Annotated in this window: 24 protein-coding genes; 14 read left to right on the forward strand and 10 right to left on the reverse strand. The window is 71.5% G+C overall.

The genetic code is table 11. The features are described 5' to 3' along the window. Positions 1-52: 52 nt before the first annotated feature. The 4 genes from ACFE76_RS08600 to ACFE76_RS08615 form a co-directional block, all read right to left on the reverse strand. Complete coding sequence (locus ACFE76_RS08600) at positions 53-2,527, reverse strand: FtsX-like permease family protein (protein WP_375431330.1); 2,475 nt, start codon at positions 2,525-2,527, stop codon at positions 53-55. A gap of 3 nt (positions 2,528-2,530) precedes the next feature. Then, the gene (locus ACFE76_RS08605) at positions 2,531-3,307 is read right to left on the reverse strand and encodes an ABC transporter ATP-binding protein (RefSeq protein WP_375431331.1); all 777 of its coding nucleotides are present in this window, start codon (positions 3,305-3,307) and stop codon (positions 2,531-2,533) included. 156 nt (positions 3,308-3,463) lie between these two features. Further along, positions 3,464-4,129: a response regulator gene (locus ACFE76_RS08610; RefSeq protein WP_375431332.1), complete on the reverse strand. Its 666-nt coding sequence runs from the start codon at positions 4,127-4,129 to the stop codon at positions 3,464-3,466. Further along, a complete protein-coding gene (locus tag ACFE76_RS08615) occupies positions 4,126-5,331 on the reverse strand; it encodes a sensor histidine kinase (protein ID WP_375431333.1) in 1,206 nt (401 codons plus the stop codon). Before ACFE76_RS08615 ends, ACFE76_RS08610 begins: the two co-directional genes overlap by 4 nt. Positions 5,332-5,421: 90 nt before the next feature. Between ACFE76_RS08615 and ACFE76_RS08620 the strand changes: the two genes are divergently transcribed. Then, positions 5,422-5,556, forward strand: a complete 135-nt coding sequence (locus tag ACFE76_RS08620) for a DLW-39 family protein (RefSeq protein WP_375431334.1) — start codon at positions 5,422-5,424, stop codon at positions 5,554-5,556. 7 nt (positions 5,557-5,563) lie between these two features. Here the strand turns inward: ACFE76_RS08620 and ACFE76_RS08625 are convergent, their stop codons facing one another. Beyond that, entirely contained in the window at positions 5,564-5,851 is a 288-nt protein-coding gene (locus tag ACFE76_RS08625) for an ANTAR domain-containing protein (protein ID WP_375431335.1), read from the reverse strand. A gap of 212 nt (positions 5,852-6,063) precedes the next feature. Here ACFE76_RS08625 and ACFE76_RS08630 point away from each other — a divergent pair, with 212 nt between their 5' ends. From ACFE76_RS08630 to ACFE76_RS08670, 9 genes are all read left to right on the forward strand, one after another. Further along, entirely contained in the window at positions 6,064-6,921 is an 858-nt protein-coding gene (locus ACFE76_RS08630; RefSeq protein ID WP_375431336.1) for a nitrilase-related carbon-nitrogen hydrolase, read from the forward strand. Between the two features lie 74 nt (positions 6,922-6,995). Continuing rightward, positions 6,996-8,429 (forward strand): dihydropyrimidinase, encoded by a 1,434-nt coding sequence (gene hydA, locus ACFE76_RS08635; RefSeq protein ID WP_375431337.1) that lies wholly within the window; start codon positions 6,996-6,998, stop codon positions 8,427-8,429. 142 nt (positions 8,430-8,571) lie between these two features. Then, a complete protein-coding gene (locus ACFE76_RS08640) occupies positions 8,572-9,588 on the forward strand; it encodes a TIGR03842 family LLM class F420-dependent oxidoreductase (RefSeq protein ID WP_375431338.1) in 1,017 nt (338 codons plus the stop codon). Continuing rightward, positions 9,585-10,451 (forward strand): ABC transporter permease, encoded by an 867-nt coding sequence (locus tag ACFE76_RS08645; RefSeq protein WP_375431339.1) that lies wholly within the window; start codon positions 9,585-9,587, stop codon positions 10,449-10,451. Before ACFE76_RS08640 ends, ACFE76_RS08645 begins: the two co-directional genes overlap by 4 nt. Beyond that, positions 10,448-11,299 (forward strand): ABC transporter ATP-binding protein, encoded by an 852-nt coding sequence (locus tag ACFE76_RS08650; RefSeq protein WP_375431340.1) that lies wholly within the window; start codon positions 10,448-10,450, stop codon positions 11,297-11,299. The genes ACFE76_RS08645 and ACFE76_RS08650 overlap by 4 nt, the downstream gene beginning before the upstream one ends. After that, positions 11,296-12,117, forward strand: coding sequence for an ABC transporter permease (locus ACFE76_RS08655; RefSeq protein WP_375431341.1), 822 nt, complete (start codon positions 11,296-11,298; stop codon positions 12,115-12,117). Before ACFE76_RS08650 ends, ACFE76_RS08655 begins: the two co-directional genes overlap by 4 nt. Before the next feature lie 30 nt (positions 12,118-12,147). Beyond that, positions 12,148-13,314, forward strand: a complete 1,167-nt coding sequence (locus tag ACFE76_RS08660) for an ABC transporter substrate-binding protein (protein ID WP_375431342.1) — start codon at positions 12,148-12,150, stop codon at positions 13,312-13,314. Between the two features lie 454 nt (positions 13,315-13,768). After that, positions 13,769-14,188 (forward strand): PPOX class F420-dependent oxidoreductase, encoded by a 420-nt coding sequence (locus ACFE76_RS08665; protein ID WP_375431343.1) that lies wholly within the window; start codon positions 13,769-13,771, stop codon positions 14,186-14,188. A 39-nt stretch (positions 14,189-14,227) separates the two neighbouring features. Then, the gene (locus ACFE76_RS08670) at positions 14,228-15,181 is read left to right on the forward strand and encodes an NAD(P)/FAD-dependent oxidoreductase (protein WP_375431344.1); all 954 of its coding nucleotides are present in this window, start codon (positions 14,228-14,230) and stop codon (positions 15,179-15,181) included. On the opposite strand, the gene ACFE76_RS08675 is transcribed toward ACFE76_RS08670, so the two are convergent. Then, entirely contained in the window at positions 15,182-15,847 is a 666-nt protein-coding gene (locus ACFE76_RS08675; protein ID WP_375431345.1) for a LysR substrate-binding domain-containing protein, read from the reverse strand. It lies immediately after the preceding gene. Between the two features lie 34 nt (positions 15,848-15,881). Between ACFE76_RS08675 and ACFE76_RS08680 the strand changes: the two genes are divergently transcribed. Beyond that, positions 15,882-16,241 carry a DUF5997 family protein gene (locus ACFE76_RS08680; protein WP_375431346.1) on the forward strand — a complete coding sequence of 120 codons (360 nt, stop codon included), beginning with the start codon at positions 15,882-15,884 and terminating at the stop codon, positions 16,239-16,241. Positions 16,242-16,430: 189 nt separating this feature from the next. Here ACFE76_RS08680 and gnd read toward each other — a convergent pair whose 3' ends face one another. Next, on the reverse strand, positions 16,431-17,519 hold the full coding sequence (gnd, locus tag ACFE76_RS08685) for a phosphogluconate dehydrogenase (NAD(+)-dependent, decarboxylating) (RefSeq protein ID WP_375431347.1): 1,089 nt from the start codon (positions 17,517-17,519) through the stop codon (positions 16,431-16,433). A gap of 202 nt (positions 17,520-17,721) precedes the next feature. On the opposite strand from gnd, the gene ACFE76_RS08690 reads away from it, so the two are divergent. Genes ACFE76_RS08690 through ACFE76_RS08700 form a run of 3 tightly spaced genes read left to right on the forward strand, consistent with a single transcriptional unit; the run spans position 17,722 to position 21,936 of the window. Further along, complete coding sequence (locus ACFE76_RS08690; protein ID WP_375431348.1) at positions 17,722-18,873, forward strand: ANTAR domain-containing protein; 1,152 nt, start codon at positions 17,722-17,724, stop codon at positions 18,871-18,873. Further along, complete coding sequence (locus ACFE76_RS08695) at positions 18,870-19,901, forward strand: chemotaxis protein CheB (protein ID WP_375431349.1); 1,032 nt, start codon at positions 18,870-18,872, stop codon at positions 19,899-19,901. The genes ACFE76_RS08690 and ACFE76_RS08695 overlap by 4 nt, the downstream gene beginning before the upstream one ends. Position 19,902: 1 nt before the next feature. Continuing rightward, entirely contained in the window at positions 19,903-21,936 is a 2,034-nt protein-coding gene (locus ACFE76_RS08700; RefSeq protein WP_375431350.1) for a CheR family methyltransferase, read from the forward strand. Between the two features lie 22 nt (positions 21,937-21,958). Here the strand turns inward: ACFE76_RS08700 and ACFE76_RS08705 are convergent, their stop codons facing one another. The 3 genes from ACFE76_RS08705 to ACFE76_RS08715 all read right to left on the reverse strand — a co-directional run bounded on the left by ACFE76_RS08705 (position 21,959) and on the right by ACFE76_RS08715 (position 25,148). Continuing rightward, positions 21,959-23,011, reverse strand: coding sequence for a chemotaxis protein CheB (locus ACFE76_RS08705; protein WP_375431351.1), 1,053 nt, complete (start codon positions 23,009-23,011; stop codon positions 21,959-21,961). A 234-nt stretch (positions 23,012-23,245) separates the two neighbouring features. Further along, the gene (locus ACFE76_RS08710; protein WP_375431352.1) at positions 23,246-23,461 is read right to left on the reverse strand and encodes a Flp family type IVb pilin; all 216 of its coding nucleotides are present in this window, start codon (positions 23,459-23,461) and stop codon (positions 23,246-23,248) included. A 220-nt stretch (positions 23,462-23,681) separates the two neighbouring features. After that, a complete protein-coding gene (locus tag ACFE76_RS08715; protein WP_375431353.1) occupies positions 23,682-25,148 on the reverse strand; it encodes a sensor histidine kinase in 1,467 nt (488 codons plus the stop codon). Positions 25,149-25,155 lie beyond the last annotated feature (7 nt).

Genomic DNA, 25,155 nt, shown 5'->3' on the forward strand with positions numbered 1-25,155 from the left:
CCAGCATGAGGGGTGGCGGCCAGGTCGTCGGGCTCAGCCGGACGCGGCGGCCTCAACCGGCGGCCAGCGCAGCGGTCGGGCTGGCCGTGGCGGCCCGGCGGGCGGGCAGCACCGAGGCGGCCGCGCCGGCGAGCACGCTCAGTGCCAGTACGACGAGGGTCGAGGTCACCGGTACCGCCAGGTGCAGGTCGCCCATCTCGGTCTGCCGGGTGACGGCGGCCGCGCCCAGGCTGCCGAAGACCACCCCGGCGGCTACGCCGATGACGGCGCCGACGAGAGCCAGCAGGACGGCCTCGACGGCCAGCATTCCGCGCAGCTGCCGTCGCTGCAGCCCGAGCGCACGCAGCAGCGCCGACTCGCGGGTGCGTTCGAGCACGGACAGGCCGAGGGTGTTGCCCACCCCGACCAGCGCGATCAGCGCCGCGACCGCGAGCAGCGCGGTGGCCACGTCCAGGACGGTGTCGAGCACCCCGCCGACCTCGGCGGCTTGCGGCAGCGAGCCGGCCACCACCAGCCCCGGTTGGGTCACGAGCGCCTTCCGTACCCCGGCGCTGATCTGCGCCGCCTGCCGCCGGTCGGCCGCGGCCGCCCACAGGCCGGCCGTCGGTGCGGTCGGGGCCAGTGCGGTCATCGTCGCGTCCGACACCACCACCTGGCCGGCGTCGGCCACGTCACTGGCGACCAGGACGACGCTCATCCGGTGCCCGCCGTACCGCAGCGCCAGCGGGTCTCCGGGGCGGAGCCCCAGGCCTTCGATCGTGGTGTGGTGGGCCAGCGCGGTTCGGTCGGTGAGCTGCGCCAGGCCGGCGGCCACCACCCGGTCGGCGCCGTCCCCCGGAGCGACGACCTGGAGCTGCTGCCTCTCCCCGGTCGAACCCGCGTCGCCGACGCCGGCGGTCACGATCCGGACGGGGCTGGTGGCGACGATGCCCGGCGTCGCGGCCACGGCCGCCTGGACGGTCGGGGAGAGCGGCCCGGAGGGGTTCGTCACGGTGAGGTCGACCGGGAACTGGGTGTCCAGGGCGGCGTCGGAGGTGCTGCGCAGGCTTGCGGCGCCGACCTGGAGGGTGACGATCAGCCCGACAGCGAGCATCAGGGCGGTCGCGGTGGCGGCCGCACGGCCGGGGTTCCGGGTGAGGTTCACCGCCCCGAGCCGGGCGACCGGGCTGAGGGGGTGGGTCAGCCGGCCGGCGATTCGTAGCAGCGGCGGGACGAAGGAGCCCGTCAGCGCGAGCACGCCGGTAGCGGCGAGGAAGGCACCCGCAGCGGTGAGCAGCACGATGTGGCTGGTCTGCTGCAGGGCCCAGCCGGCCAGCGCGGCACCCAGGCCCACGAGCAGTCCGCCGGCGACCAGCCGGAGCCGGCCGGTGCGCCGTACCGTGTCAGGTTCGGCTACCGGGCGGAGCGCGGCCAGTGGCGCCACCCGCGTCGCCCGCAGCACGGGGACCAGCGCCGCGAGGGCCGTGACGGCGGTGCCGCCGACGCCGACGACCAGCAGCCGGCCGTACGGCAGCACGAGCCCTGAGCTGATCGCCCCGCTGACCGTGCTGCCGAGGGCCGCGACCGCCACTCCGACGACGACACCGGCGACGGAGCCGAGGAGGCCGATCAGCAGCGCTTCGGTGAGCAGCCGGCGGCGGACCTGGGCGGTGGAGGCGCCGACGGCTCGCAGCAGCCCGATCTCCTGCCGTCGGGCGCCTAGGATGATGCCGTAGGTGTTGACGATGATGATCGAGCCGACCAGCAGGGCGATCGCGCCGAAGATCGTGACGAGATAGCCGAAGAGGTCCCGGACGCCGGTCGCCTGGGTGAGCGCGTCCGCACGCGCCTCGGCGGCGGTCTGGACCGTGGTCTGGGGACCGAGCAGCGTCTGCAGCCTTTCGGCGACCACGTCCGGGTCCGTCCCGGGATCGGTCCGTACCAGCAGCGTCGGATCGCCGCCGAGGTCGCGCTGGGCGCGGAAGAACGCGGCATCGACGGTCCCGGAGTCCCCCGGGTCGGCCAGCAGCAGGTGGCCCTCGTCGACGATCCCGCTCACCTGCAGCAGCCGGACGGCCCCGCGGCCGGCCTGGACGGTGAGCGTCGAGCCCACGTGCAAGCCGTAGTTGTCGGCGGTGACGGTGCTGACGGCGACCTGGTCGGCGCCGACCGGCCAGCCACCCGTGGTGAGCCGGGACCAGCGGAACTCCGGCCGGTCCGGCAGGGACTGCAGCCGGATCAGGCCCGGACCCTCCTCGCTGGTGAAGTCGACGTAGCCGTGGCTGGTGGTGGCGACCGCGGCCACACCCGGGACGGCGGCAACCGCTGCACTGCGGTCGCGGCCCCCCGGCAGGTTGACGAGGACATCGCTCGTCGAGGACTCGGCGGTGAGCCGACGACTGGCCGCCTGGGTCTCCGTCGCCACGAAGACGCCGCAGGCCACCAGGAAGGCCACGCTGATGGTGACGGCCAGCCCGACCGCGACCAGCCGGGTCGGGTGAGCGCGCAGCTCGGCCCAGGCACCACGAGGGCCGAAGGTGCGACGCACGGGTCAGTCCCCCAGCCGCTGCAGCGCACCGAGCAGCGCGGCCGCATCGGGCCGGTCGAGGTCATCGACCAGTCGGCCGTCGCTCAGCAGCAGGGCGCGGTCCGCGTAGCCGGCGGCCACCGGGTCGTGCGTGACCAGGACGACGGTCTGGGACAGCTCGGTGCTGGCCCTCCGCAGCAGGGCGAGCAGCTGGTGGCCGGTACGGGAGTCGAGCGCCCCGGTCGGCTCGTCGGCGAAGACCACCTCGGGCCGGGTGATCAGGGCCCGCCCGATCGCCACCCGCTGCTGCTGGCCACCGGACAGCTCGCTGGGGCGGTGGGTCAGCCGGTCACCGAGACCGAGCGAGCCGACACACTCCTCGAACCAGGCCGGGTCGACCCGACGGCCGGCCAGCTCGAGCGGCAGCAGGATGTTCTGCTCGGCGGTCAGGGTCGGGAGCAGGTTGAAGGCCTGGAAGACGAAGCCCACCTGGTCGCGGCGCACCCGGGTCAGCTCGCGGTCACCCAAGGCGGTGATCTCCTGATGGCCGAGGAACACCTGGCCCTCGGTGACGGTGTCCAGCCCCGCCAGGCAGTGCATCAGGGTGGACTTGCCCGAGCCCGACGGACCCATCACGGCGGTGAGCTGACCGCGGCCGATGGCCACGCTGATCCCGTCCAGGGCTCGGACCGTGGTGCTGCCGCTGCCGTACGCCTTGACCAGGCCCAGCGCGCGGACGGCGACGCCACGGCTGCCGGCCGGGGCCGGAGCGGGAGGTTCGGGAGCGAGCGAGGTACGCACGAGGAGCCTTTCGGTCGGGGTCGTCCTCACCCTAGGAACGGGGGCCGACCTCCCGCGTCGGAGCGCGGACCCGCCTGCCTCAGACCCTGGTCTGACCCCCCGGATCCCGAGTTGTCAGCGTTGGTGGTCGCTCGGGCGACCACTGACGCTGACACGTCAGCGGTCGACGACGCCGGTCTCGTACGCGAAGAGCACCAGCCCGACCCGGTCGCGGATGCCGAGCTTGGCCAGCAGCCGGCCGATGTGGGTCTTGACGGTGCCCTCGGCGAGGTAGAGGTGGGCGCCGATCTCGGCGTTGCTCGACCCGGCGGCGATCTCGGACAGGACCTCGAGCTCCCGGCTGGTCAACAGTGCGAGCCGCGGGTCGGGTGCGGTGTGGTTCGGCCGGCCGGGCAGGGTCGGCACCACCTGGGCCAGCAGCCGGCGGGTCGCACTCGGGGCGACCACGGCGTCGCCGGCGGCGACGTTGCGGATGGCGGTCAACAGCTCGGGGGGCCGCGCGTCCTTGAGCAGGAAGCCGCTGGCGCCGGCCTTGAGCGCGGCGAACACGTACTCGTCGAGGTCGAACGTCGTCAGCACGAGCACCCGGGCCTCGCTGCCGGAGGCGGCCAGTCGTCGGGTCGCCTCCACCCCGTCCATCCGGGGCATCCGGATGTCCATCAGCACGACGTCGGCGGCCGTCCGGGCCAGCGCCTGCACCGCGTCCTGACCGTCGGCGGCCTCGCCCACCACCACCAGGTCGTCCTCGGCCTCGATCAGCATCCGGAACCCGCCGCGGACGAGCGCCTGGTCGTCGACCAGGAAGACCCGGATCGGGTTCACCGGACGACCGAGGCGGGCAGCGGCCCGAGCGACACGGTCGGCTCGGCGAGCAGCGGCAGCGACGCCCGGACGCAGAAGCCGCCGGTCGGACGCGGGCTCGCGTGCAGCACGCCCCCGTGCAGGGCCACCCGTTCGGCCATCCCCTGCAGCCCGTGACCCTCGCCGTCGGAGGGGACTGCCGCCCCGCTGCCGGAGTCGGTCACCTCGATCTCGACCGTGGTGGCGGTGAACGCGAGCGTCACCCGGGCGGTGGCCGTGGCGCCGCCGTGCTTGAGCACGTTGGTCAGCGACTCCTGCACGATCCGGTACGCCGTCAGGCCGAGTGCCTGGCTGACCAGCGGCGCCTCCCCGAAGACCACCAGCTCGGCGGTGTCGCTGGTCCGGCGGACGAGCTCGGGGATCTCGGCCAGCCCGGGGGTGGGGACGTAGCTGGTCTGCTCGTGCTCGCTCCGGCCGCTGCGCAGCAGGCCCACCATCCGGCGCATCTCCTCCAGCGCCGTCCGGGCGGTCTCGGCGATCGTGCCGAGCACCTCACCCGCCTGTTCGGGATGCTTGGCCGCCAGGGCCCGGCCACCTTCGGCCTGGACGACGATGACCGACAGCGAGTGGGCGACGATGTCGTGCAGCTCGCGGGCGATCCGGTTGCGTTCGTCGACCGCGGCGACGGCCGCCCGCTGTTCCTGTTCGGCCAGGGTGAGGCGGGACCGTTCGAGGGCCGACTGACGTCGCTCGCGGGTGTTCTCGAGCCCTTCCCGCCGCCGCCGGCCCACCAGGTAGGCCGCGAGCACGATGCCCGCACAGCCGGTCACCCCCATCGCGAAGTAGATGAGCGCGGTGGTCGTCGGCCCCACCCGGAGGGCCCAGCGGGTGGGCCCCAGCAACGCCCCGGCGAGGCCCAGCCCGAGCGCAGCCCGGCCGATCCGAGCGTCGGCCCAGCGCGCGCTGCTGTAGACGATCATCGGTACCACGACGATCCCGACCAAGGGGAATTCGTAGGCGACCAGCTGACCCAGGGCACCCACAGTCGCGACGACCAGGGCGGCGGTGGGCAGGATGCGCCGCATCATCAGTGCGCTGACGAGGACGATGCTGGTCGCCAACGACTCGATCCGGTCGCCGACGTAGGGGGTCGTGACGACCAACCCGACGACGACCGCCAGGGCGAAGTCGAAGCGGAAGTGGAGGTCGTCGACGGCGGTCATGGCGTCGTCAGCCTAGGACGCCGGCAGCCCCGGCAGATCGGCCTGCAGTCTGATCTCCGACCGGGCGGGCGAGGCGATTAGGCTGCGGCCATGAACTGGAAGCTGCTGATGGCCGTCGGAGCCGCTGTGGGCGGCGTGTGGTGGGCGGCCAGTCGCCGGGTCCGTGCCGACGCGGCCGAGGCCGACCTGTGGGCCGAGGCGACCGACCCCGTTCCGCGGGCCTGAGCCGGCGTCAGCGAGTCCGGTTCTGGTCCTCGACCTGGTCGACCAGCCGCTGGGCGATGTCGCGCAGCTTGGTGTTCGTCCGCTGGGACGTGTGCACGAGCAGCGCGAAGGCGCGCTCTGAGCTGAGGCCGTCGCGCTGCATCAGGATCCCGACGGCCTGACCGATCACCATCCGGGTCTGCAAGGCCGCGGCCGACTGGGCGTCCAGCTCGGTGTGGCCTGCTTGCCGCCTCTGGGTGCGCGGGACCGGGGCATCGAAGACGGTGTCGGCCGATGCTGTTGCTAGCCACTCCACTGCTGCCTCCCCAGAGGTGCCGCTCGTTGTCGGCGGCCTCACCGCCGAGCATCGAGTTTATTCCCGTGGTCGGTCGAGGCCGGATGCACCCGTTTTTACGCGGCCGTGACCTGGCGAAACCGAACTGAAACGCACGCGTCGTTCAATGCGACGGCGGGGCGACGCGGCCCGTGGTGGTGGACGGCGACATCACTTGGCGCAAGGGTGGGGACATGAGCGACGTGAGCACGATCCGAGCGGCTATCACCCAGGCGACCTGGACCGGTGACAAGGCCTCGATGCTGGACCTGCACGAGAAGTTCGCCCGAGACGCCAAGGCGGCGGGCGCCCAGGTCATCTGCTTCCAGGAGCTGTTCTACGGCCCGTACTTCGGGATCACCGAGGACGCCAGGTACTACGACTACGCCGAGCCCGCCGACGGGCCGATCGTGCAGCGCTTTGCTGCCCTGGCCGCCGAGCTGGGGCTGGTGACGGTGCTGCCGATCTACGAGGAGGACCAGCCCGGCGTCTACTACAACACCGCGGTGGTGGTGGACGCGGACGGCACGATCCTCGGCAAGTACCGCAAGCACCACATCCCCCACCTGGAGAAGTTCTGGGAGAAGTTCTACTTCCGGCCGGGCAACCTCGGCTACCCGGTCTTTCAGACCGCCGTCGGGCCCATCGGGGTCTACATCTGCTACGACCGGCACTTCCCGGAGGGCTGGCGCGAGCTCGGCCTCAACGGTGCCCAGATCGTCTTCAACCCGAACGCCACCAAGCCCGGACTGTCCAACCGGCTGTGGGAGATCGAGCAACCCGCCGCCGCCGCGGCCAACGGCTACTTCGTCGCCGCGGCCAACCGGGTCGGCCGTGAGGACAACGAGTACGGCGAGCTCGCCGTCACCTTCTACGGCTCCAGCCAGTTCGTGGACCCCCAAGGCAACCTGATCGGCGCGATGGGCAGCCCCGACCACGAAGAACTGGTGATCCGGGACCTCGACCTCGGCATGATCCGCGAAGTCCGCAACGCCTGGCAGTTCTACCGTGACCGCCGGCCCGAGTCCTACACGTCGATCCCGAAGCCATGAATCGCTTGTCGGCTGCGAGCGAGTGAGGAAGACAGGGTCTTGAGCGCGATCGCACGAGCAGGGAGCACACAGAGATGAAGACTCTGGTCAAGAACGGGACGGTCGTCAACGCCACCGGTACGGCCAACGCCGACGTGCTGATCGACGGCGAGACGATCGCCGCCGTCCTGGCGCCGGGCTCCACCCTGCTGGGATTTGATCTTGAGGGCGCCTGCGACCAGGTGGTCGACGCGACAGGCAAGTACGTGATCCCCGGCGGGATCGACGCGCACACCCACATGGAGATGCCCTTCGGGGGCACGTTCGCCAGCGACACCTTCGAGACCGGGACGCGCGCAGCGGCCTGGGGCGGGACGACGTCGATCATCGACTTCGTCGTCCAGTACGCCGGTGAGAACGTCCTCGACCAGTACCACCTCTGGCACGAGAAGGCCGCGGGCAACTGCGCGATCGACTACGGCTTCCACCAGATCCTGTCCGACGTCGACGACGACTCGTTGAAGGCGATGGACGAGCTGATCTCCGAAGGCGTGACCAGCTTCAAGCTCTTCATGGCCTACAAGGGCGTCTTCCTCTCCGATGACGGCCAGATCCTCCGCACCATGCAGAAGGCCGCGGAGAACGGCTCGATGATCATGATGCACGCCGAGAACGGCGCCATGATCGACGTGCTGGTGAGCCAGTTGATCTCCGAGGGCAAGACGGGTCCCTACTGGCACGGGATTTCCCGGCCCTGGCAGGCCGAGGAGGAGGCGACGCACCGGGCGATCATGATCGCCAACCTCACCGGCGCCCCGCTCTACGTGGTGCACGTCAGCGCCAAGCAGGCGGTCGCCCAGATCGCCGCCGCCCGCGACGCCGGCCAGAACGTGTTCGGCGAGACCTGTCCGCAGTACCTGTACCTCTCGTTGGAGGAGCAGCTCGGGGCCAAAGGCCCCGAGTGGGGCGACTTCGAGGGCGCCAAGTGGGTCTGCTCGACGCCGTTGCGGTCGCGCGCCGAGGGCCACCAGGACCACATGTGGCAGGCGCTGCGCACCAACGACATCCAGATGGTCAGCACCGACCACTGCCCGTTCTGCATGAAGGACCAGAAAGAGATGGGGATCGGCAGCTTTGCCAAGATCCCCAACGGCATCGGCTCGGTCGAGCACCGGATGGACCTGATGTACCAGGGCGTGGCGACCGGCCGGATCAGCCTCGAACGCTGGGTCGAGCTCACCTCGACCACGCCGGCCCGGATGTTCGGGCTGTACGGCCGCAAGGGCGTGATCCAGCCCGGCGCGGACGGGGACGTGGTGGTCTACGACCCGAACGGCCACACGTCCATCGGTCTGAACAAGACCCACCACATGAACATGGACTACTCCGCCTGGGAGGGCTTCGAGATCGACGGTCACGTCGACACGGTCATCTCCCGCGGGACGGTCGTGGTCGACGACGGCAGCTACGTCGGCACCAAGAGTCACGGCCAGTACGTCAAGCGCGGGTTGTCCCAGTACCTGACATGAGGAGTTCCATGCCTGACCACCGCCTGATTGCGCGCCGCCGAGCAGAGGAGGAGCGAGACAAGGCGTTCTTTCCTTGTCGAGCGACGAGGATGTCGGCGGATCAGAGCGCAATCTGCGCCCGAGCGAAGCGAGGGCAGTAGATATGGAATTCGGTGTCGTTCTTCAGACCAACCCGCCCGCACAACGGACGGTGCAGCTCGCGCAGCTGAGCGAGGCGCACGGCTTCGACTACCTGTGGACGTTCGACAGTCACCTGCTGTGGCAGGAGCCGTACGTCATCTACAGCCAGATCCTCGACCGGACGGCGCGGATCAAGGTCGGTCCGATGGTCACCAACCCGGCCACCCGCGACTGGACGGTGACGGCCTCGGTCTTCGCCACCCTGAACGAGATGTACGGCAACCGCACGGTCTGCGGCATCGGCCGGGGCGACTCGGCCGTCCGGGTCACCAACGGCAAGCCGTCGACGTTGAAGGAGGTGCGGGAGGCGACCCACGTCATCCGCGAGCTGGCGAACTGCCGGGCGGTCGACTACAAGGGCACGTCCCTGCAGTTCCCGTGGGCGCGGACCTCCTCGCTCGAGGTGTGGGTCGCCGCGTACGGACCGCTGGCCTTGAAAGCCGCGGGCGAGGTCGGCGACGGCTTCATCCTGCAGCTCGCCGACGTCGACATCGCCGCCTGGATGATCGAGGCCGTCCGGACCGCCGCCAGCAACGCCGGCCGCGACCCGATGGCGCTCACCTTCTGTGTCGCCGCCCCGATGTACGTGGGCGACGACGTGGCGCACCAACGCGACCAGTGCCGTTGGTTCGGCGGCATGGTGGGCAACCATGTCGCCGACATCGTGGCCAAGTACGGCGACACGGCTGCGGTGCCCCAGGCCTTGACCGACTACATCAAGAACCGGCAGGGCTACGACTACAACGAGCACGGCCGGGCGGGCAACACCCACACCGACTTCGTGCCGGACGAGATCATCGACCGCTTCTGCCTGCTCGGTCCGGCCGAGGCGCACATCGCCAAGCTCGAGCAGCTCAAGGCGATCGGCTGCGACCAGTTCGCCGGCTACCTGCAGCACGACCAGAAGGAAGAAACGCTGCGCGTCTACGGCGAGACGATCATCCCGGCCCTCCGCGACCACGTGACCGCCCGTTCGTGAACCGGTTGCGGGGGATCGGACTGGGGCTGCTCGGGATCATCGCCCTGCTCGCGCTCTGGGAGCTCTACAAGGCGGTCGGTCCTGCGACGGGCGTGCTGGTCGGGGACCGGGCCGTGCTCCCGCGCACGACCGACCGGGCCATGCCGCACGTCTGGGACATGGTCACCCGGTTGACCGGTCCGACGGTCGGCCGGCGCGGCGACCCGCTGTGGATCTCGGTGCTGCACGCCTGCCTGTTCTCGCTCAAGATCGCGGCCACCGGGTGGGTGATCGGCGTGGTCGTCGGCATCGGGCTCGCCCTGGCCATGCAACGCCTGCGGCTGGCCGAGGCCGCGATCCTGCCCTGGATCGTGCTGAGCCAGACCGTGCCGCTGATCGCCATCGCGCCGCTGGTCCGACGCTGGGGATCTCAGATCCACGTCGGCAGCTTCACGTGGAGCAGTGAGAACTCGGTCGCCGTGATCGCGGCCTACCTGGCCTTCTTCCCGGTCGCGGTCGGCGCGCTGCGCGGGCTCAAGTCTCCCGACGCCACTCACGTCGACCTGCTGCGCACGTACGGAGTGGGCTGGTGGCGCACGCTGCTCAGCCTGCGGCTGCCCGCCTCGGTGCCGTACCTACTGCCCGCGCTACGCCTGGCCGCCGCCTCCGCGGTGATCGGGACGGTCGTGGCCGAGGTCTCGATCGGTCTCCGTGGCGGCATCGGCCGGATGGTGATCGAGTACGCCCAGGCCGCGGGTGGCGACCCGGCCAAGCCCTGGGCGCCCATCTTCGGCGCCGTCGCCGTCGGGCTGATCGCGGCTGGCTGCGTCTGGTTGCTCGGGCTCGCGCTACGCCCGTACCGTCGCTCGGAGGTGACGGTATGAGCTCGGCCATCACCCTCCCGGAGCCCGGGCCTTCGACAGGCTCAGGGAACGAGGCCGTCCGGGCCCGCGGGCTGAACCGGGTGTTCGCCGCGAAGCGCGGGCCGGGTGTGCAGGCGCTGGCTGATGTGGACCTCGACGTGGCGCCGGGGGAGTTTGTCTCCCTGATCGGGCCGAGCGGCTGCGGCAAGAGCACCCTGCTGCGGCTGATCGCCGACCTGGACTCACCGACGTCGGGTGAGCTGACCGTGTTCGGCAAGTCGGCCCGCCAGGCCCGGCTCGACCAGGACTACGGCATCGCGTTCCAGCAGGCCGGGCTGTTGCCCTGGCGGACGGTCTCGGCCAACATCGAGCTGCCGCTCAAGCTGCACGGTGCTGACCGGACGACGCGGCGAACCCGGGTGGCGGAGCTGATCGAGCTGATCGGGCTGCGGGACTTCGCCGGCTCCTATCCCGACCAGCTGTCCGGCGGCATGCAGCAGCGGGTGGCGATCGCCCGTGCGCTGGCCGAGAGCCCGCGGCTGCTGCTGATGGACGAGCCGTTCGGCGCCCTCGACGAGATGACCCGCGAGCGGATGCAGGACGAGCTGGTGCGGATCGCCGCCGAGACCGAGGCGGCCGTCGTCTTCGTCACCCACTCGATCCCCGAGGCGGTGTTCCTCTCCGACCGGGTCGTGGTGATGTCGCCGCGGCCGGGCCGGATCGCCGACACGGTCGCGGTCAACGTGGCCGCCGCCGCGCGCGACGACGCCCTCCGTGAGGACGACACCTTCTTCCGCTCCGTCGCCGCGGTCCGGGAGGCGCTGCACGGCGTCCCCACGGGCGGGGTACGCGGGGTGGAGAACCGGTGAGCGCCGTCGCCGACGCGGGTACGGCCGCCGGCCTCACGGTCCCCCGGCGGGTGCTGGCCCGCGGGTCGGGCGCCCGGACGGTGCTCGCGCCGGTCGTCTTCGGGCTGGTGTTCCTCGGGCTGTGGCAGCTGCTGGTCACCGCGCTGGACGTCGACCCCTTCCTGGTGCCGGCGCCGAGCGCCATCGGCGCGGAGTTCCTCGACAACGCCGGCTCGGTGCTCGCCGGGTCGCTCACCACCGGCGCCAACGCCCTGATCGGCCTGCTGGTCGGCACCGTCATCGGGGTGCTCGCCGCGGTGGTGGCCAGCCTGTGGCGGACCGCCGACGCGCTCGCGGCCCCGCTGGTCGCCGCACTGTCGGTGATGCCGATCGTCGCCCTCGCGCCGGTGCTCTACACGATGTACGGCGCCGGGGTGGAGACCTCGCGGCAGCTCGTCGCCGCCCTCGCCGTGCTCATCCCGGTCTACGTCAACACCCTCCGCGGGCTACGCCAGGTGCGGCCCGTGCACCGGGACCTGATGCGTGCGTACGCCGCGACCCCCCGCCAGCAGCAGCTGGCCGTCACCTTGCCGACCGCGGCGCCGTACCTGTTCACCGGACTACGGATCGCGTCGTCGCTGGCCGTCATCTCGGCCCTCGTCGCCGAGTACTTCGGCGGCCCGGTCGGCGGCCTCGGCGGCTCGATCACCGACGCCGCCTCCCGCAGCAACTATCCGCTGGCCTGGGCCTACGTCCTCGGCTCGATCCTGCTCGGTCTCGTCTTCTACTGCGCCGCGCTCGCCGTCGAGTCGTGGTCGTCCCGCCACCGACCGTCCTGACCCACCTCACCGCCCTCACCAGGAGAACCCATGACCCCGAAGCTCTTCACCCGCCGCGCGGCCCTCGGCCTCGCCGCCAGCGCCGTGGCGGTCACGGCCGTCGCCTGCAGCAGCGACAACGGCTCGTCGGGGACCCCCTCGACGAGCGGTAGCGGCAGTGCCAGCACGCCGACCGTTCCCGTCAAGCTGCAGCTGCAGTGGGTGGCCCAGGCCCAGTTCGCGGGCTACTACGCCGCGATCGACCAGGGCTACTACACCGCCGAGGGCCTCGACGTGACGATCGTCGAGGGCGGCGCGGACATCGTGCCGCAGGACGTGCTGTCCACCGGCGACGTCGACTACGCGATCTCGTGGGTGCCTAAGGTGCTGGGCTCGATCGAGAAGGGCGCCAAGATCACCAACGTCGCGCAGATCTTCGAGCGCAGCGGCACCACCCAGATCTCGTTCAAGACGAAGAACATCACCTCCCCCGACCAGTTCGCCGGCAAGAACATCGGCAGCTGGGGCTTCGGCAACGAGTGGGAGCTGTTCGCGGGCATGCAGAAGGACGGCGTCGAGGTCTCCGCGGTCAAGCTGGTCAAGCAGGCCTTCGACATGAACGGCTTCCTGGCCGGCGACATCGACGCGGCCCAGGCGATGACCTACAACGAGTACGCGCAGGTGCTCGAGACGACGAACCCTGACACCGGCAAGCTCTACACCGCCGACGAGCTGAACGTCATCAATTGGAACGACGTGGGCACCGCGATGCTGCAGGACGCCATCTGGGCCAACTCCGAGAAACTGTCCGACGCCGCGTACGCCGAGCAGACGACCAAGTTCATCAAGGCCTCCATCAAGGGCTGGATCTACGCCCGGGACAACCCTGACAAGGCTGCGGAGATCGTCACGGCGGCCGGCTCGCAGCTGGGCGTGAGCCACCAGCTCTGGCAGACCAACGAGGTCAACAAGCTGATCTGGCCCTCCACCAGCGGCATCGGCTCGATCAGCGACACCGCGTGGAAGCAGACCGTCGACATCGCCATGGGCACCAAGAACGAGACCGGCGCGACGATCATCACCAAGGCGCCGCCGGAGACCGCCAAGAACACGACCTACCTCGACGCCGCGCTCAAGCAGCTGCGCGACGAGGGCGTGGACGTCGACGGCAAGAGCTTCGCGCCCCTGACCGTCGAGCTCCAAGAGGGCGGCGCCTGAGCCGCGGGCTCCTCGCGCTGATCGATCCTGACGCGACTATGCGTCAAGATCGTTCGCCGTGAGCACCGTTCATTCGGATCACAGTCAACGCTATCGGGGTCAAGGCAGCATCGGTGTGCTCGCGGCCATCCTTGTGGCCACCGTCGATCCCGGGATTGGCGTTCTATGGCGTTTTGGAGTGCTGCTGTTGCTGACCGGGCCGGCAGCGCTGACCTTCTACCTGACTCTTGGCTGTGCTGTCGTCCTCGTGGGTCTCTGCGTTCCCGCCCGTCACCGAACGATCTATCGGAAGGTCCGATCTGGCCCCGAGCTTGCCCACCCGATGATGACTCCGGCGCCCATAGCGCCGCCTGGCTGGTACCCAACTCCGGGCGGACAGCGGTACTAGGACGGCCAGAGGTGGGCCTGACCGCGAGCGGGTGCCGGTCCGGGACTTCGCGCTAATTTTAGAGGCATGCGGATCAGTGAAGCCTTGGCGGCAGCGCGGGCCAACCAGCAGTCAGTGCTTACCACCATGCGCCGAGACGGGCTGCCTCAGCTCTCCAACGTGGTGCACGGGGTGGACGACCAGGGCGTGATCCGGGTCTCCACGACGGCGGACCGAGCGAAGTACGCGAACCTACGCCGCCGGCCGTGGGCCGCGCTCAAGGTCGACGGCGCGTCCTTCTGGTCCTACGCGGTGCTCGAGGGTGACGTGACCTTGTCGGCGGTGGCGGAGACGCCCGACGACGCCGCAGTCGAGGAGCTGGTCGGGCTCTACCGCGCCCTGTCTGGCGAGCACGAGGACTGGGCCGAGTACCGAGACGCGATGGTCACCCACCGTCGGGTCGTCGTCCGGCTCCACCCGACGCGGGCGTACGGCATGCTCCGCTGACCGGTGACGCCGTTGGCCTACGGATGGCAGGCTGGCGGCATGACCGTGATCGTGGTGGGGGCCGGAATCTCTGGAGTGGCAGCGGCACGCACGCTCGCCGGGGCGGGTGTGCCGGTGGTGGTGCTCGACCGGGGGCGCGCGATCGGGGGTCGGATGGCCAGTCGGCGGCCCGACGGTCGGGTCGTCGACACCGGCGCCTCCTACTTCACCGTCTCGGACCCGGCGTTCGACGAGGTCGTCCAGGACTGGCGGCGGCGCGGCCTCGCCCGACCCTGGACCGACACCTTCTCCGTGGCCGGGGACGGTGAGCTGACGCCCAAGTCCGGACCGATGCGCTGGGCCGCGAACGGGGGGTTGCGCAGCCTGGTCGAGGACCTGGCGACCGGCCTCGAGCTGCGCCAGGTCAGCGTCGAGTCGGTCGAGCCAGGCGTGGAAGGCGCGGGCCTGGTGGTGGACGGCGAGGCCGCCGAGGCGGTCGTCCTGGCCATGCCCGACCCGCAGGCCCGGCGGTTGCTGCCGCCTGAGCTGACCGCCGAGCTGGCTGCGCTGACCGACCCGTTCGAGCCGGTGCTCGCCCTGACGGCCCGCTGGGCGGAGGCCAGCTGGCCGGCCTTCGACGGCGCGTTCGTCTCCGGCGACCCGATCCTGTCCTGGATCGCCGACGACGGGCGGCGGCGCGACGACTTCGCCCCCGTCCTGGTGGCCCACTCCACGCCGGAGTTCGCCGCCGAGCACCTGGGCGCCCCCGACGAAGCAGCACCGCTGATGGCGCTGGCCGTCCGCGACGTGCTCGGCATCGCCGCCGAGCCGACATCGACGGCGGTGCAGCGCTGGTCCTTCGCCCGGCCGGCCGGTCGGCGGGAGCAGACCTACTGGCTCGGTGAGCACCGGATCGGCTTCTGCGGAGACTCCTGGTCGGACAAGCCGCGGGTCGAGGCCGCGTACCTGTCCGGGATGGCGCTGGGCCGCGCCGTCGCCGACCAGCTCAGCTGATCAGCGGCCGCGCCCGGACCGTCGGCCGGGCGGACGCTTGGCGCGGAGGCTCGGCCGAGGAGGCTCCGGCGGGGGCGCCGCCGCCGGTCGGGCGGTCCGCGAGCTGTTCAGCGTCCGTCCCCGGACGATGCCGATGAACTCCTCGATCATCTCGTGCGGGTTCTCCCGCAGCCAGGCGAGCGCGATCTGGGTCGGTGGCGCGTCCGACACCGGACGGTAGACGAGGTCGCGCCGGCTGAACGAGCGGGCGATCGAGTGCGGCACGACCACGACCCCGGCGCCGCCCGCCACCAGGTCGATCGCCTCGGCCGCCGTGAACCCGTCCAGCACGTTCTCGTCCTCGAGGTCGGCCAGCGACACCTCGTCGTACAGCGACGCCGGATGGTCGCGCAGGACGACGACCACCGCGACCTCCTCGTACAGCGGGATGACGTGCAGCCGCGCGTCCGAGAGCGGCAGCCGGACGAAGCACATGTCGACCTGTTCCTGGTCGAGCGCCGTCCGCTGGTCGGCCTCGTCGACGTCGAGGATCTCCAGACCGAGACGGGGAAAGCGCTCGGCCCAGACCCGTCGCCACTTGGTGAGGGTCACGCCAGGGACGTGCCCCACCCGCAGCACCGGGACGGCGCGGCGCTCGTCGGCGACCGCGGGGGGAGGGTTCGTCACCCGCGCAGGCTACGCCGATCGCTACCCTGGGGCCGTGAGCCAGACCCTGAAGCCCATCACCGCGGCGAGCAAGCTCGGCGTCCACCTGCCGGCGACGCCCGAGGAGTTCCAGCACGCGGCGCTCACCCGGGACGAGCTCGAGGCGCTCCGCGCCGACCCGCCGGCCTGGCTGGTCGAGCTCCGGCGTAACGGGCCCTTCCCGCGCGACGTGGTGGCGCAGAAGCTCGGCATCTCCCGCGCCGGGCTCGCCCGCGCCGGCGTCCCCGACGCCATGGACGCCGACCAGATCGGCACCCTGCTCGCCGACCCGCCGCCCTGGCTGCTGAAGGAACGCCGCAGCTACGCCGCCGTGGTCGCCGAGAAGGAGCGGGTCAAGGCCCAGCACGCCGGCTGACCCGTCCCGACTGGGCCAGGTGACGCTGGGTCGGGCCCCGCCCGGAGGTCTCACCGTCACTTCACAGCCTTGCGGCGCACGTCACACGCGCTCGCGCAGCTGTGAAGTGACCCTTGGGGCTGTGAAGTGACGGACAGACCTGGCCGCGGGAGGGGGGAAAGGCTGGCAAGGCCTGCGACCGGGCGGACCTCAGACGACCGGGGCGGCCTCGTTGTGGGCGCCGCCGACCTGGTCAGCCTTCGCCCCGCCGGCCTCGAGCGAGCTGCCGGCGGGCAGCTCGTTGTGGCCGCCGAACTGCTGGCGCATGGCCGAGAGGACCTGGTTGGCGAAGTGGTCCTCGCCGCGGGAGGCGAACCGCTCGAAGAGCGAGGAGGCCAGGACGGGGACGGGTACGCCGATGTCGATGGCGGCCTTCACCGTCCAGCGGCCCTCGCCGGAGTCCGACACCCGACCGGCGAGCCCGTCCAGCGTCGGGTTGGCCTGCAGGGCGGCGGCGGTGAGGTCGAGCAGCCAGGAGGAGATGACCGACCCGCGGCGCCACAGCTCGGTGACCTTTGCGGTGTCGATGTCGAACTGGTAGTACTCCGGCTCCTCGAGCGGGGCGACCTCGGCGGAGTGCTCACCGGAGGCGATGCCCGCGTCGGCGTTGTCGAGGATGTTCAGCCCCTCGGCGAAGGCGGCCATGATGCCGTACTCGATGCCGTTGTGGACCATCTTGACGAAGTGGCCGGCACCAGAGGGCCCGCAGTGCAGGTAGCCCTGCTCCTCCGCGGCCAGCTCGCCCTCGCGTCCGGGGGTCCGTTCGACCTCGCCCGGCCCGGGTGCGATGGTCTTCAGGATCGGGTCGATCAGGCTGACGGCCTCGTCGTCGCCGCCGACCATCATGCAGTAGCCACGCTCGAGGCCGAAGACGCCGCCACTGGTACCGATGTCGACGTAGTGGATGCCCTGTTCCCGCAGCTTGGCGGCCCGCCGGACGTCGTCGTGATAGTTGGAGTTGCCGCCGTCGATGATCACGTCGCCGTCGTCGAGCAGCGCCGCGAGCGCCTCCACGGTCTTGCCGGTGATCCCGGCCGGGATCATCACCCAGGCCACCCGGGGACGCTCGAGCTTGGCCACGAACTCCTCGAGCGTGGGCGCGCCGGTGGCGCCCTCACCCTCCAGCTTGGCAATCGAGTCAGGGCTGACGTCGTACACGACGCAGTCGTGGCCGTCCCGCATCAGGCGGCGGACGATGTTGGCACCCATCCGGCCAAGACCGATCATTCCGAGCTGCATGGTGGCTCCCATCCTCGAGTGGGCTCGAACATAACAGAACGCGATGGCGGGCCAGCAGCGGCCGATCCGTGCTCGCGGCCTGTCGGTCGTCACCGGTCCGGACGGGCGCGGACGGCGGTGGGAACGCTTGCCGCCGGAGGCTGCGGAGCTAAGATCGTCCTGCGCGACTTGTCCACGTGCCGGACCTAATCCGAGGAGCCGAATGGCGACGACGTCAGCGGAGCTGGACCAGTTCCTGGCCGACCTCAACGTCCGGCGGCAACGGGTGATCACGCTGGTCGGAACCGAGGAGGGCACGGCCGGTCTGGTCGAGGAGCTGCTCGAGCTGAGCGAGCAGCTGCTGGTCGCGGACGAGGAGCTGCGCGTCCAGCAGGAAGAGCTCGAGAACACCCGGCGACGGCTGGACGGGCTGGCCCTGGAGTGGTCGGCCATGTTCGAGAGCTCATCAGCCGCGCTGGTGCTCACCGACCAGCACGGCGTCGTGCTGCAGGTCACTCGGGCCGCCGCGCAGCTCGTGCTGCAGCCCCCGTCCCGCCGGACGCCCCGGCCGATCGCCACCTGGTTCGAGGTCGCGGACCGCAGCCGGATCCGCGGACTGATCAGTCAGCGTGACCTGGGCCGACCACTGACCTTCTCCGGCGCCACCCTGCTGCGGTCCGACGGCAGCACGGTCGCCGTCGACGTCCGGGTGACCCCGACCAGCAGCAGTGCCCACGACCAGACGGTGCTGAGCTGGGAGCTGACGGTGGCCGACGGCTCGGCGCTGCGCCTGCTCGACCTGGACGCGCGCCCTGAGTCCGACCCTCGCGTCGCTCGTGGCCTGGCCGACGCCGTCCGCCGGCTCGACGGCATCCAGGGTCTGCCGGCGACGCTGACGGCCGCCGCCGAGGAGGCCGTACGGCTGGTGCCGGGCGCCGCCAGTGCCGTGGTGGTCGTCGCCCACCAGAGTCAGACCGAGGTGCTGGCCTCGACCGGCGACGGTCCGGCGGCTCTCGCAGGCAGCCTGGCGCTGCCGCTGGCCTTTCCGGGCTGCCCGACCGCTGAGCTGCGGGTGCACGCCGACCCGGACTGGTCCTGGAGCGCGGAGGCGACCGAGGTCGCCGAGCTGCTCGCCGTCCACCTGCGGGTCGCGGTCCGACGGGCGGTCCAGGAGGACAACCTGCGGCGTGCGGTCGAGAGCCGGCAGCTGATCGGCCAGGCGATCGGCCAGCTGGTCGAACGTCGCCGGATCACCACCGAGGCCGCTTTCGATGAGCTGACCCGCTGTTCGCAGCGGCGGAACGTCAAGCTGCGGGACGTGGCCCGGTTGGTCGTCGAGACCGGCCTGGATCCCGACCAGCTTCCGCTGACGTGAGCTCGTCGGCGCCGCCGACCGACACCTTCCGTGACGTCGTCCTCGTCGGTGCCTCCGCGGGCGGGGTCGAGAGCTTGCGCGCGTTCGTCGGCGCCCTGTCGGCGGACCTGCCCGCCGCGGTGGTCGTCGTGCTGCACCTCCCGCCCAGCGGGCCGACGGTGCTGCCCGCCATCTTGGCGCGGGCCGGTCGGCTGCCGGTCAGCCTGGCGGCGGCGGAGAGCCGGCTCACGCACGGCCGGATCGTGGTGGCTCCACCGGACCGGCACCTCGTGATCAGCGACGACCACGTGCTGAGCACCCGCGGTCCGCGGGAGAACGGGCACCGTCCGGCGGTCGACGCGCTCTTTCGCAGCGGCGCCCGCGCCTTGGGGCCGCGAGCCGTCGCGGTGGTGCTCTCCGGGGCCCTCGACGACGGGACGGCCGGCGCCTTGGCCGTGGCCGCCCGCGGGGGACTCGTCCTGGCCCAGGACCCGGAGGAGGCCGCCTATCCGAGCATGCCGCGCAGCATCATCGAGCACGGCGCCGTGCACACCGTCGGTACGGCGGCCGAGCTGGGCGCTCTCGTCGACCGCCTCTGCCGCACCCCGCTCGAAGCGAAGGTGCAGGCTGACTCGGAGCTGACCGAAGGCGAGCGGGACCCGACGACGTGTGGGGTCGACCGGCCAGGCCACCCGGCCGGCTTCGGTTGCCCGGAGTGCCACGGGTCGCTGTTCGAGGTCGAGGAGGGAGGCCTGCTGCGATTCCGCTGCCGGGTCGGCCACGCCTGGTCCTCGTACGGGCTGTTGTTGCAGCAGGGTGAGGCCATGGAGAACGCGCTCTGGATGGCGCTGCGCAGCCTGGAGGAGAAGGCGGCGCTCAGCCGCCAGCTGGCCGAGCGGGCTAGCGAACGGGGCAGCCTGCTGACCCGGGACCGGTTCCGCAACCAGGCTCGCGAGTCCGCGCGCTCGGCCGACCTCGTCCGGTCCCTGCTGGAGACGGGGCTGCCCTCAGAGCCCGACCTGGACACCGCGTTCGAGAGAGGCGACTGACATGCCCGACCTGGAAGAGGCGGCCGAGCCGCTCGAGGCTGACCCCGAAGGCGTGGGTGCCGACGCGGAGCGCCCGGACGGGGTGGGCCCAGACGGGGTGGGCCCAGACGGGGTGGGCCCAGACGGGGTGGGCCCAGACGGGGTGGGCCCAGACGGTGTGGTCGGGGAGGACGAGGCGATCGACCCGGCGTTCGAGGCGCTGCTGGGCCTGCTCAAGGACAGCCGGTCGTTCGACTTCACCGGCTACAAGCGGCCCAGCCTGATGCGTCGGGTCCGGCACCGGATGAGCGAGCTGGGCATGACCTCGTTCGAGGCGTACGCCGACGTGCTGCAGCTGCAGCCGGAGGAGTTCACCGCACTCTTCAACACCATCTTGATCAACGTCACCAGCTTTTTCCGCGACGCCGACGCCTGGGAGCACCTGCGGGACGTGCTGCTGCCGGCCCTGCTGCAGCGGCGGGAGTCCTCCTCGCTGCGGGTCTGGAGCGCCGGGTCGGCGGCCGGTCAGGAGGCGTACTCGATCGCGATGCTGCTGCACGAGGCGCTCGGCAACCGCTTCCGCGCCCGGGTCAAGATCTACGCGACCGACGTCGACGAAGAGGCGCTCAGCCATGCCCGCCAGGCCAGCTACACCGAGCGCGAGCTCGCCGGCGTCCCGCTGGAGTACCGCGAGCGCTACTTCGACACGGTGGGCGACCGCTTCGTGGTCGTCCCCGACCTGCGGCACAGCGTCATCTTCGGCCGTAACGACCTGACCCGCGACGCCCCGATCTCGCGGATCGACCTGCTGCTCTGTCGCAACACGTTGATGTACCTCAACGCCGAGACCCAGGACCGGGTGGTGAGCCGGCTCGGTTTTGCGCTGCGGCCGGACGGCGTCCTCTTCCTCGGCAAGGCCGAGATGCTGCTGAACCATTCCACGGTCTTCGAGGCCGTCGACCTCAAACGGCGCTTCTTCCGCCGGATGTCCTCCGACCTCCCCGACCGGCTGGGGCTCGGCGTCAAGCGGCGGAACTCGCCCGTGCAGGCGCCGGGGGATGCCGCCGGCCCGCTCGAACGCGAGATCGTGTTGACCAACCCGGTCGCGCAGATCGCGGTCGGTGCCGACGGTGCGCTCGCCATGGTCAACCACCTCGCCGCCGTCATGCTCGGCCTCACCGACCGCGACCTCGGTCGGCCCTTCCAGGACCTGGACGTCTCCTACCGCCCGCTCGAGCTGCGTGTCCCGCTGGCCCGGGTGACCGAGGAACGCACCTCGATGTGGCTGCGCGAGGTCGAGTGGCGCCGGTCCGGTCCAGAGCACCTCTACGTCGACGTGCACCTGGTCCCGCTGCTCGAAGCGGCGGGACGGGTGATCGGGGTGACCCTCAGCTTTTTCGACGTCACCCGCTTTCGTCAGCTGCAGGTCGAGGTGGAGGCCACCAACCGCCAGCTCGAGCTCGCCTACGAAGAGCTGCAGTCGACCAACGAAGAGCTGGAGACCACCAACGAGGAGCTGCAGAGCACGGTCGAGGAGCTGGAGACCACCAACGAGGAGCTGCAGTCGGCCAACGAAGAGCTGGAGACCATGAACGAGGAGCTGCAGTCGGCCAACGACGAGCTCCGGGTCACCAACGACGAGCTGCGGGTCCGGACGCTGCAGATCAGCAAGCTGAACGCCTTCACCCAGGGCATCCTGAGCAGCCTCGAGTCCGCGGTGATCGTGGTCGACCGGCTGCTGGTCGTCCAGGCGTGGACCCCGCGGTCCCACGAGCTGTGGGGGCTGCGCCGGGAGGAGACGATCGGGCAGTACCTGCTCAACCTCGACAGCGGGCTGCCGCTGGCCGAGCTGCACCCGTGGCTGCGGGCCGTGGTCAGCGGTCAGGAGGGCGCGGTGACGGGCCAGCACGTGCACGCGGTGAACCGCCGCGGCCGCCCCGTCGAGCTGCGGGTCTCGGTCAGCCCGTTGCTCGAGGGCGACGAGGTGAGTGGAGCCCTGGTGCTGATGGAGGACATCTCCGGCAGCGCCGAGTACCCGGCGACGGACGACCACTAGCTCCCACTAGCTCTCCACTGGCTCAGGGCGCGGTGGTCCGGAGGACCGTGGCGTCGCGCTCGGGGTCCGGCACCAGCGGCGTCCAGGCATGGGCCAGCTCGCGCAGCTGGTCGGCGCGTTGGGCGAGCTGCTCGGCCACCTGCAGGTGGGGCGTTCCCGGCGAGGCGTGGGGCACGGTCTCGTACAGGTAGCGCTGGAGCGCCGCCTCTTCCTCCAGGCCGGCCACGGCGCTCCAGATCTTGGCCTCCGAGGCGTCGGCCTGGGCGGCGGCCAGGGTCTGCGGACCGTAGTGGTGCCCGATGTGGCAGCGGAAGTAGCTGATCTGGTCCAGGTCGATCTGGGCCAGCGAGCCGCCGCACTCGGGGCACGACATCCGGGTCAGCCGGGACTCGGTCTGGGCGAGATAGTCGATGGCGAGGTGGTGCGCCATGGTGTCGGCCTCCTCGGCCGTCGTCGGGCTGGGAGTGGGTTTGGCCGCACGGTCGAGGGCCCGGGCGACCGCCTGGTCGACCGCCCGGGCGATGTCGTCCGCCCTGCTGGTGGTCGCCGCGGTCACGGCGTGCAGGGCGGCCAGCGGCATGCCCGAGAACTCGGCGTCGTCCGGGTCCTCCACCAGCACCTCACCGCCGGCGGCCGCGACCAGGGCCACCCCGACCGCGCCGTCGTCGAGGGCGCCGGAGAGCACCACCGCGACGCCGGCGGGTCCGATGGTCGAGGCCATGCTGGCGAAGAGGACGTCGACCGAGGGGCGATGGCGGTTGACCCGCGGGCCGCGGCTGAGGCTGACGGAGTCGGCGGCCGCGACCAGGTGAAAGCCGGGCGGGGCGACGTAGACCCGGGCCGGCCGGAGCGGCTCGCCGTCCCGCGCCCACGCGGCCGGCAACCGGCTGCGGCGGGAGAGGATCTCGGGCAGCCGGCTGTTCTGGGAGTCACCGAGGTGGACGGTCACCAGGACGGCGGCCGGGAACTGTGGTGGTAACCCCCGCACGAGGGCGAGCAGCGGGGTCAGGCTGCCGGCTGAGCCGCCGACCGCCAGCACCGCGGTCGGGGTCGAGCGGGACGGTTCTGCGCTCATCGGGTCGGGTCTCCTCCGCCGGCGTGGCCGCCGAGGCAGCCCATTGTGCCGACGCTGTTCGGCCCTCGCCGGCGACCCCGCCCCGCTGGCCGACGGCGACCTGTCCGCCGACGTGAGGGTGGCCGGGTCGCCGTCCCTGGCCGAGCTCAGCTGTTCACCCAGCTGAGGTCGGCGGCGGCGACCCGGCCACCAGTTCTGTGTCACCCGCTCGTTCAGTGCCGTACGGCGGTCGGGTCAGCTGCTGGGCAAGATCTTGTTCCACAGCGCCGAGATGGGTGCGGTAATGCTGGCCCCGAAGGCGGTCAACGCCACGATGACCGCGACCGCGACCAGCCCCGCCACCAGCCCGTAGTCGACGGCGGTCGCTCCGCGCTCGTTGCGGGGTTGAAGGTCGAGGCGGGCCCCGGCGACGTAGAGCAGGGCGCTCAGGTGTGCTGCGGCACGAGACATCGGGTGGGCTCCTCCGGCGGATGGTGAGGCCCTCCCCCAGGAGCCGTCCTGCTCGGCTCCGGCTGACGGGCGTCTGCGAGCAGCGTGTCAGATTCGCCGGCACAATCTAGAAAGAATCCGCATTTATCCCGCTTTCGGCTGCAGGTCGAGACGTTAGTCACGACCTTGTCGGGACTAACGTCCCGGGCGAATCAACGAATTCGCAGGGCCGAGGGGAGGGTCAGCCCGAAACGGCCGGAAAGGTGACGACGAAGGTGCTGCCGCCGCCGGGGGTGTCCTCGTAGGCCACCGTCCCGCCGTGCGCAGCCATCAGGCCCGACACGATCGACAGGCCCAGCCCGGTACCGCCCGAGCTGCGGGCCCGGCCGTAGTCGTCGCGGTAGAAGCGCTCGAACACCCGCTCGGCCGTCCCAGGTGCGAGGCCAGGGCCGTGGTCGGTGACCCGCAGCTCCACCCCGGCCGGGCCGACACCGATGACGAGATCGACCGGCGAGCCGGGCGGGGTGTAACGCAGCACGTTCGCCATCAGGTTGGCCAGGACCTGGCGGATCCGGGGCTCGTCGCCCGAGACGACGGGCGGCACGTCCAGCCACGGGGGCTCGGTCAGCGTGCTCAGCACGATCGGCCGTCCGGGCTCACGGGCCCGGGCGTCCACGACGGCGTCGGCGGCGACGGCGAGCAGGTCGACCGGTTGCCGGACCAGGTCGGGCCCGGAGTCGAGCCGCGCGAGCACCAGCAGGTCGTTGACCAGGTCGCCCATCCGGATGGACTCCGACTCGATCCGGTTCATCACCACGGCGATCTCGCTCGGGGTGGAGGCGACCCCCTGCCGGTACATCTCGGCGTGGCCGCGGATGGTGGCCAGCGGTGTCCGCAGCTCGTGGCTGGCGTCGGCCAGGAACTGCCGCAGCCGGTCCTCGGTCCGCACCCGTTCGTCGAAGCCCCGCTCGATCTGGCCCAGCATCGAGTTGAGCGACCCGGCCAGCCGGCCCACCTCGGTGTTCGGCGGCGGCGCCGCGATCCGTCGGGAGAGGTCCCCGCGGGCGATCGCGTCGGCGGTGTCCTCGATCTGGGTGAGCGGCCGCAGCCCCACCTTGACGACCATCAGGCCGCCGATCCCGGCGAGCACCAGGATCACCACCGACACCAGAGCCATCACGAGCTGGAGCCGGGCGATGACGTCGAAGGCGTCGGCCAGCGAGATCCCGACCACGACGTAGCCGTCGGTGGTCCGCAGCACCTGCACCCGCCACGGCGCGCCCCGGCCGGCACTCGGCACGGTCGACGGCTCCAGGCTGCTGGCCCGGGCGTCCAGACTGCCGGCCATGCCGGCGAAATCGGGGGTTCCGAGGGTGGTCGGCTGTTGCGGCAGTCGGCAGAGCTGGCGTCCCGAGCCGTCCAGCACGCCGATCGTGTAGTTCGTCGGCAGCTGCGGGGTCGCTCCGGACGGTCCGGCCACCAGGCCGCACAACGCCTCGGAGGTGGTGGCCCACTGGCCGTCCGCGGTCGTCCGCGGCGGTCCGCTGGTGAGCTGTTGGTCGATCCGCTGCAGCTGGTAGGACCTGGTCAGTCCGACGCCGGCGACGTCCGCGGCCGCGAGTCCTGCGGCGAGCAGCACGACGATCCCGATCACCAGCCGGGACCGCAGCGACAGCGCCGCCAGCCGCTGCTGGGCGCGCCGGCTCACCCGAGGG

Origin of the sequence: uncultured Friedmanniella sp. (assembly GCF_964244005.1) — a bacterium.
Classification (GTDB): Bacteria; Actinomycetota; Actinomycetes; order Propionibacteriales; family Propionibacteriaceae; genus Microlunatus.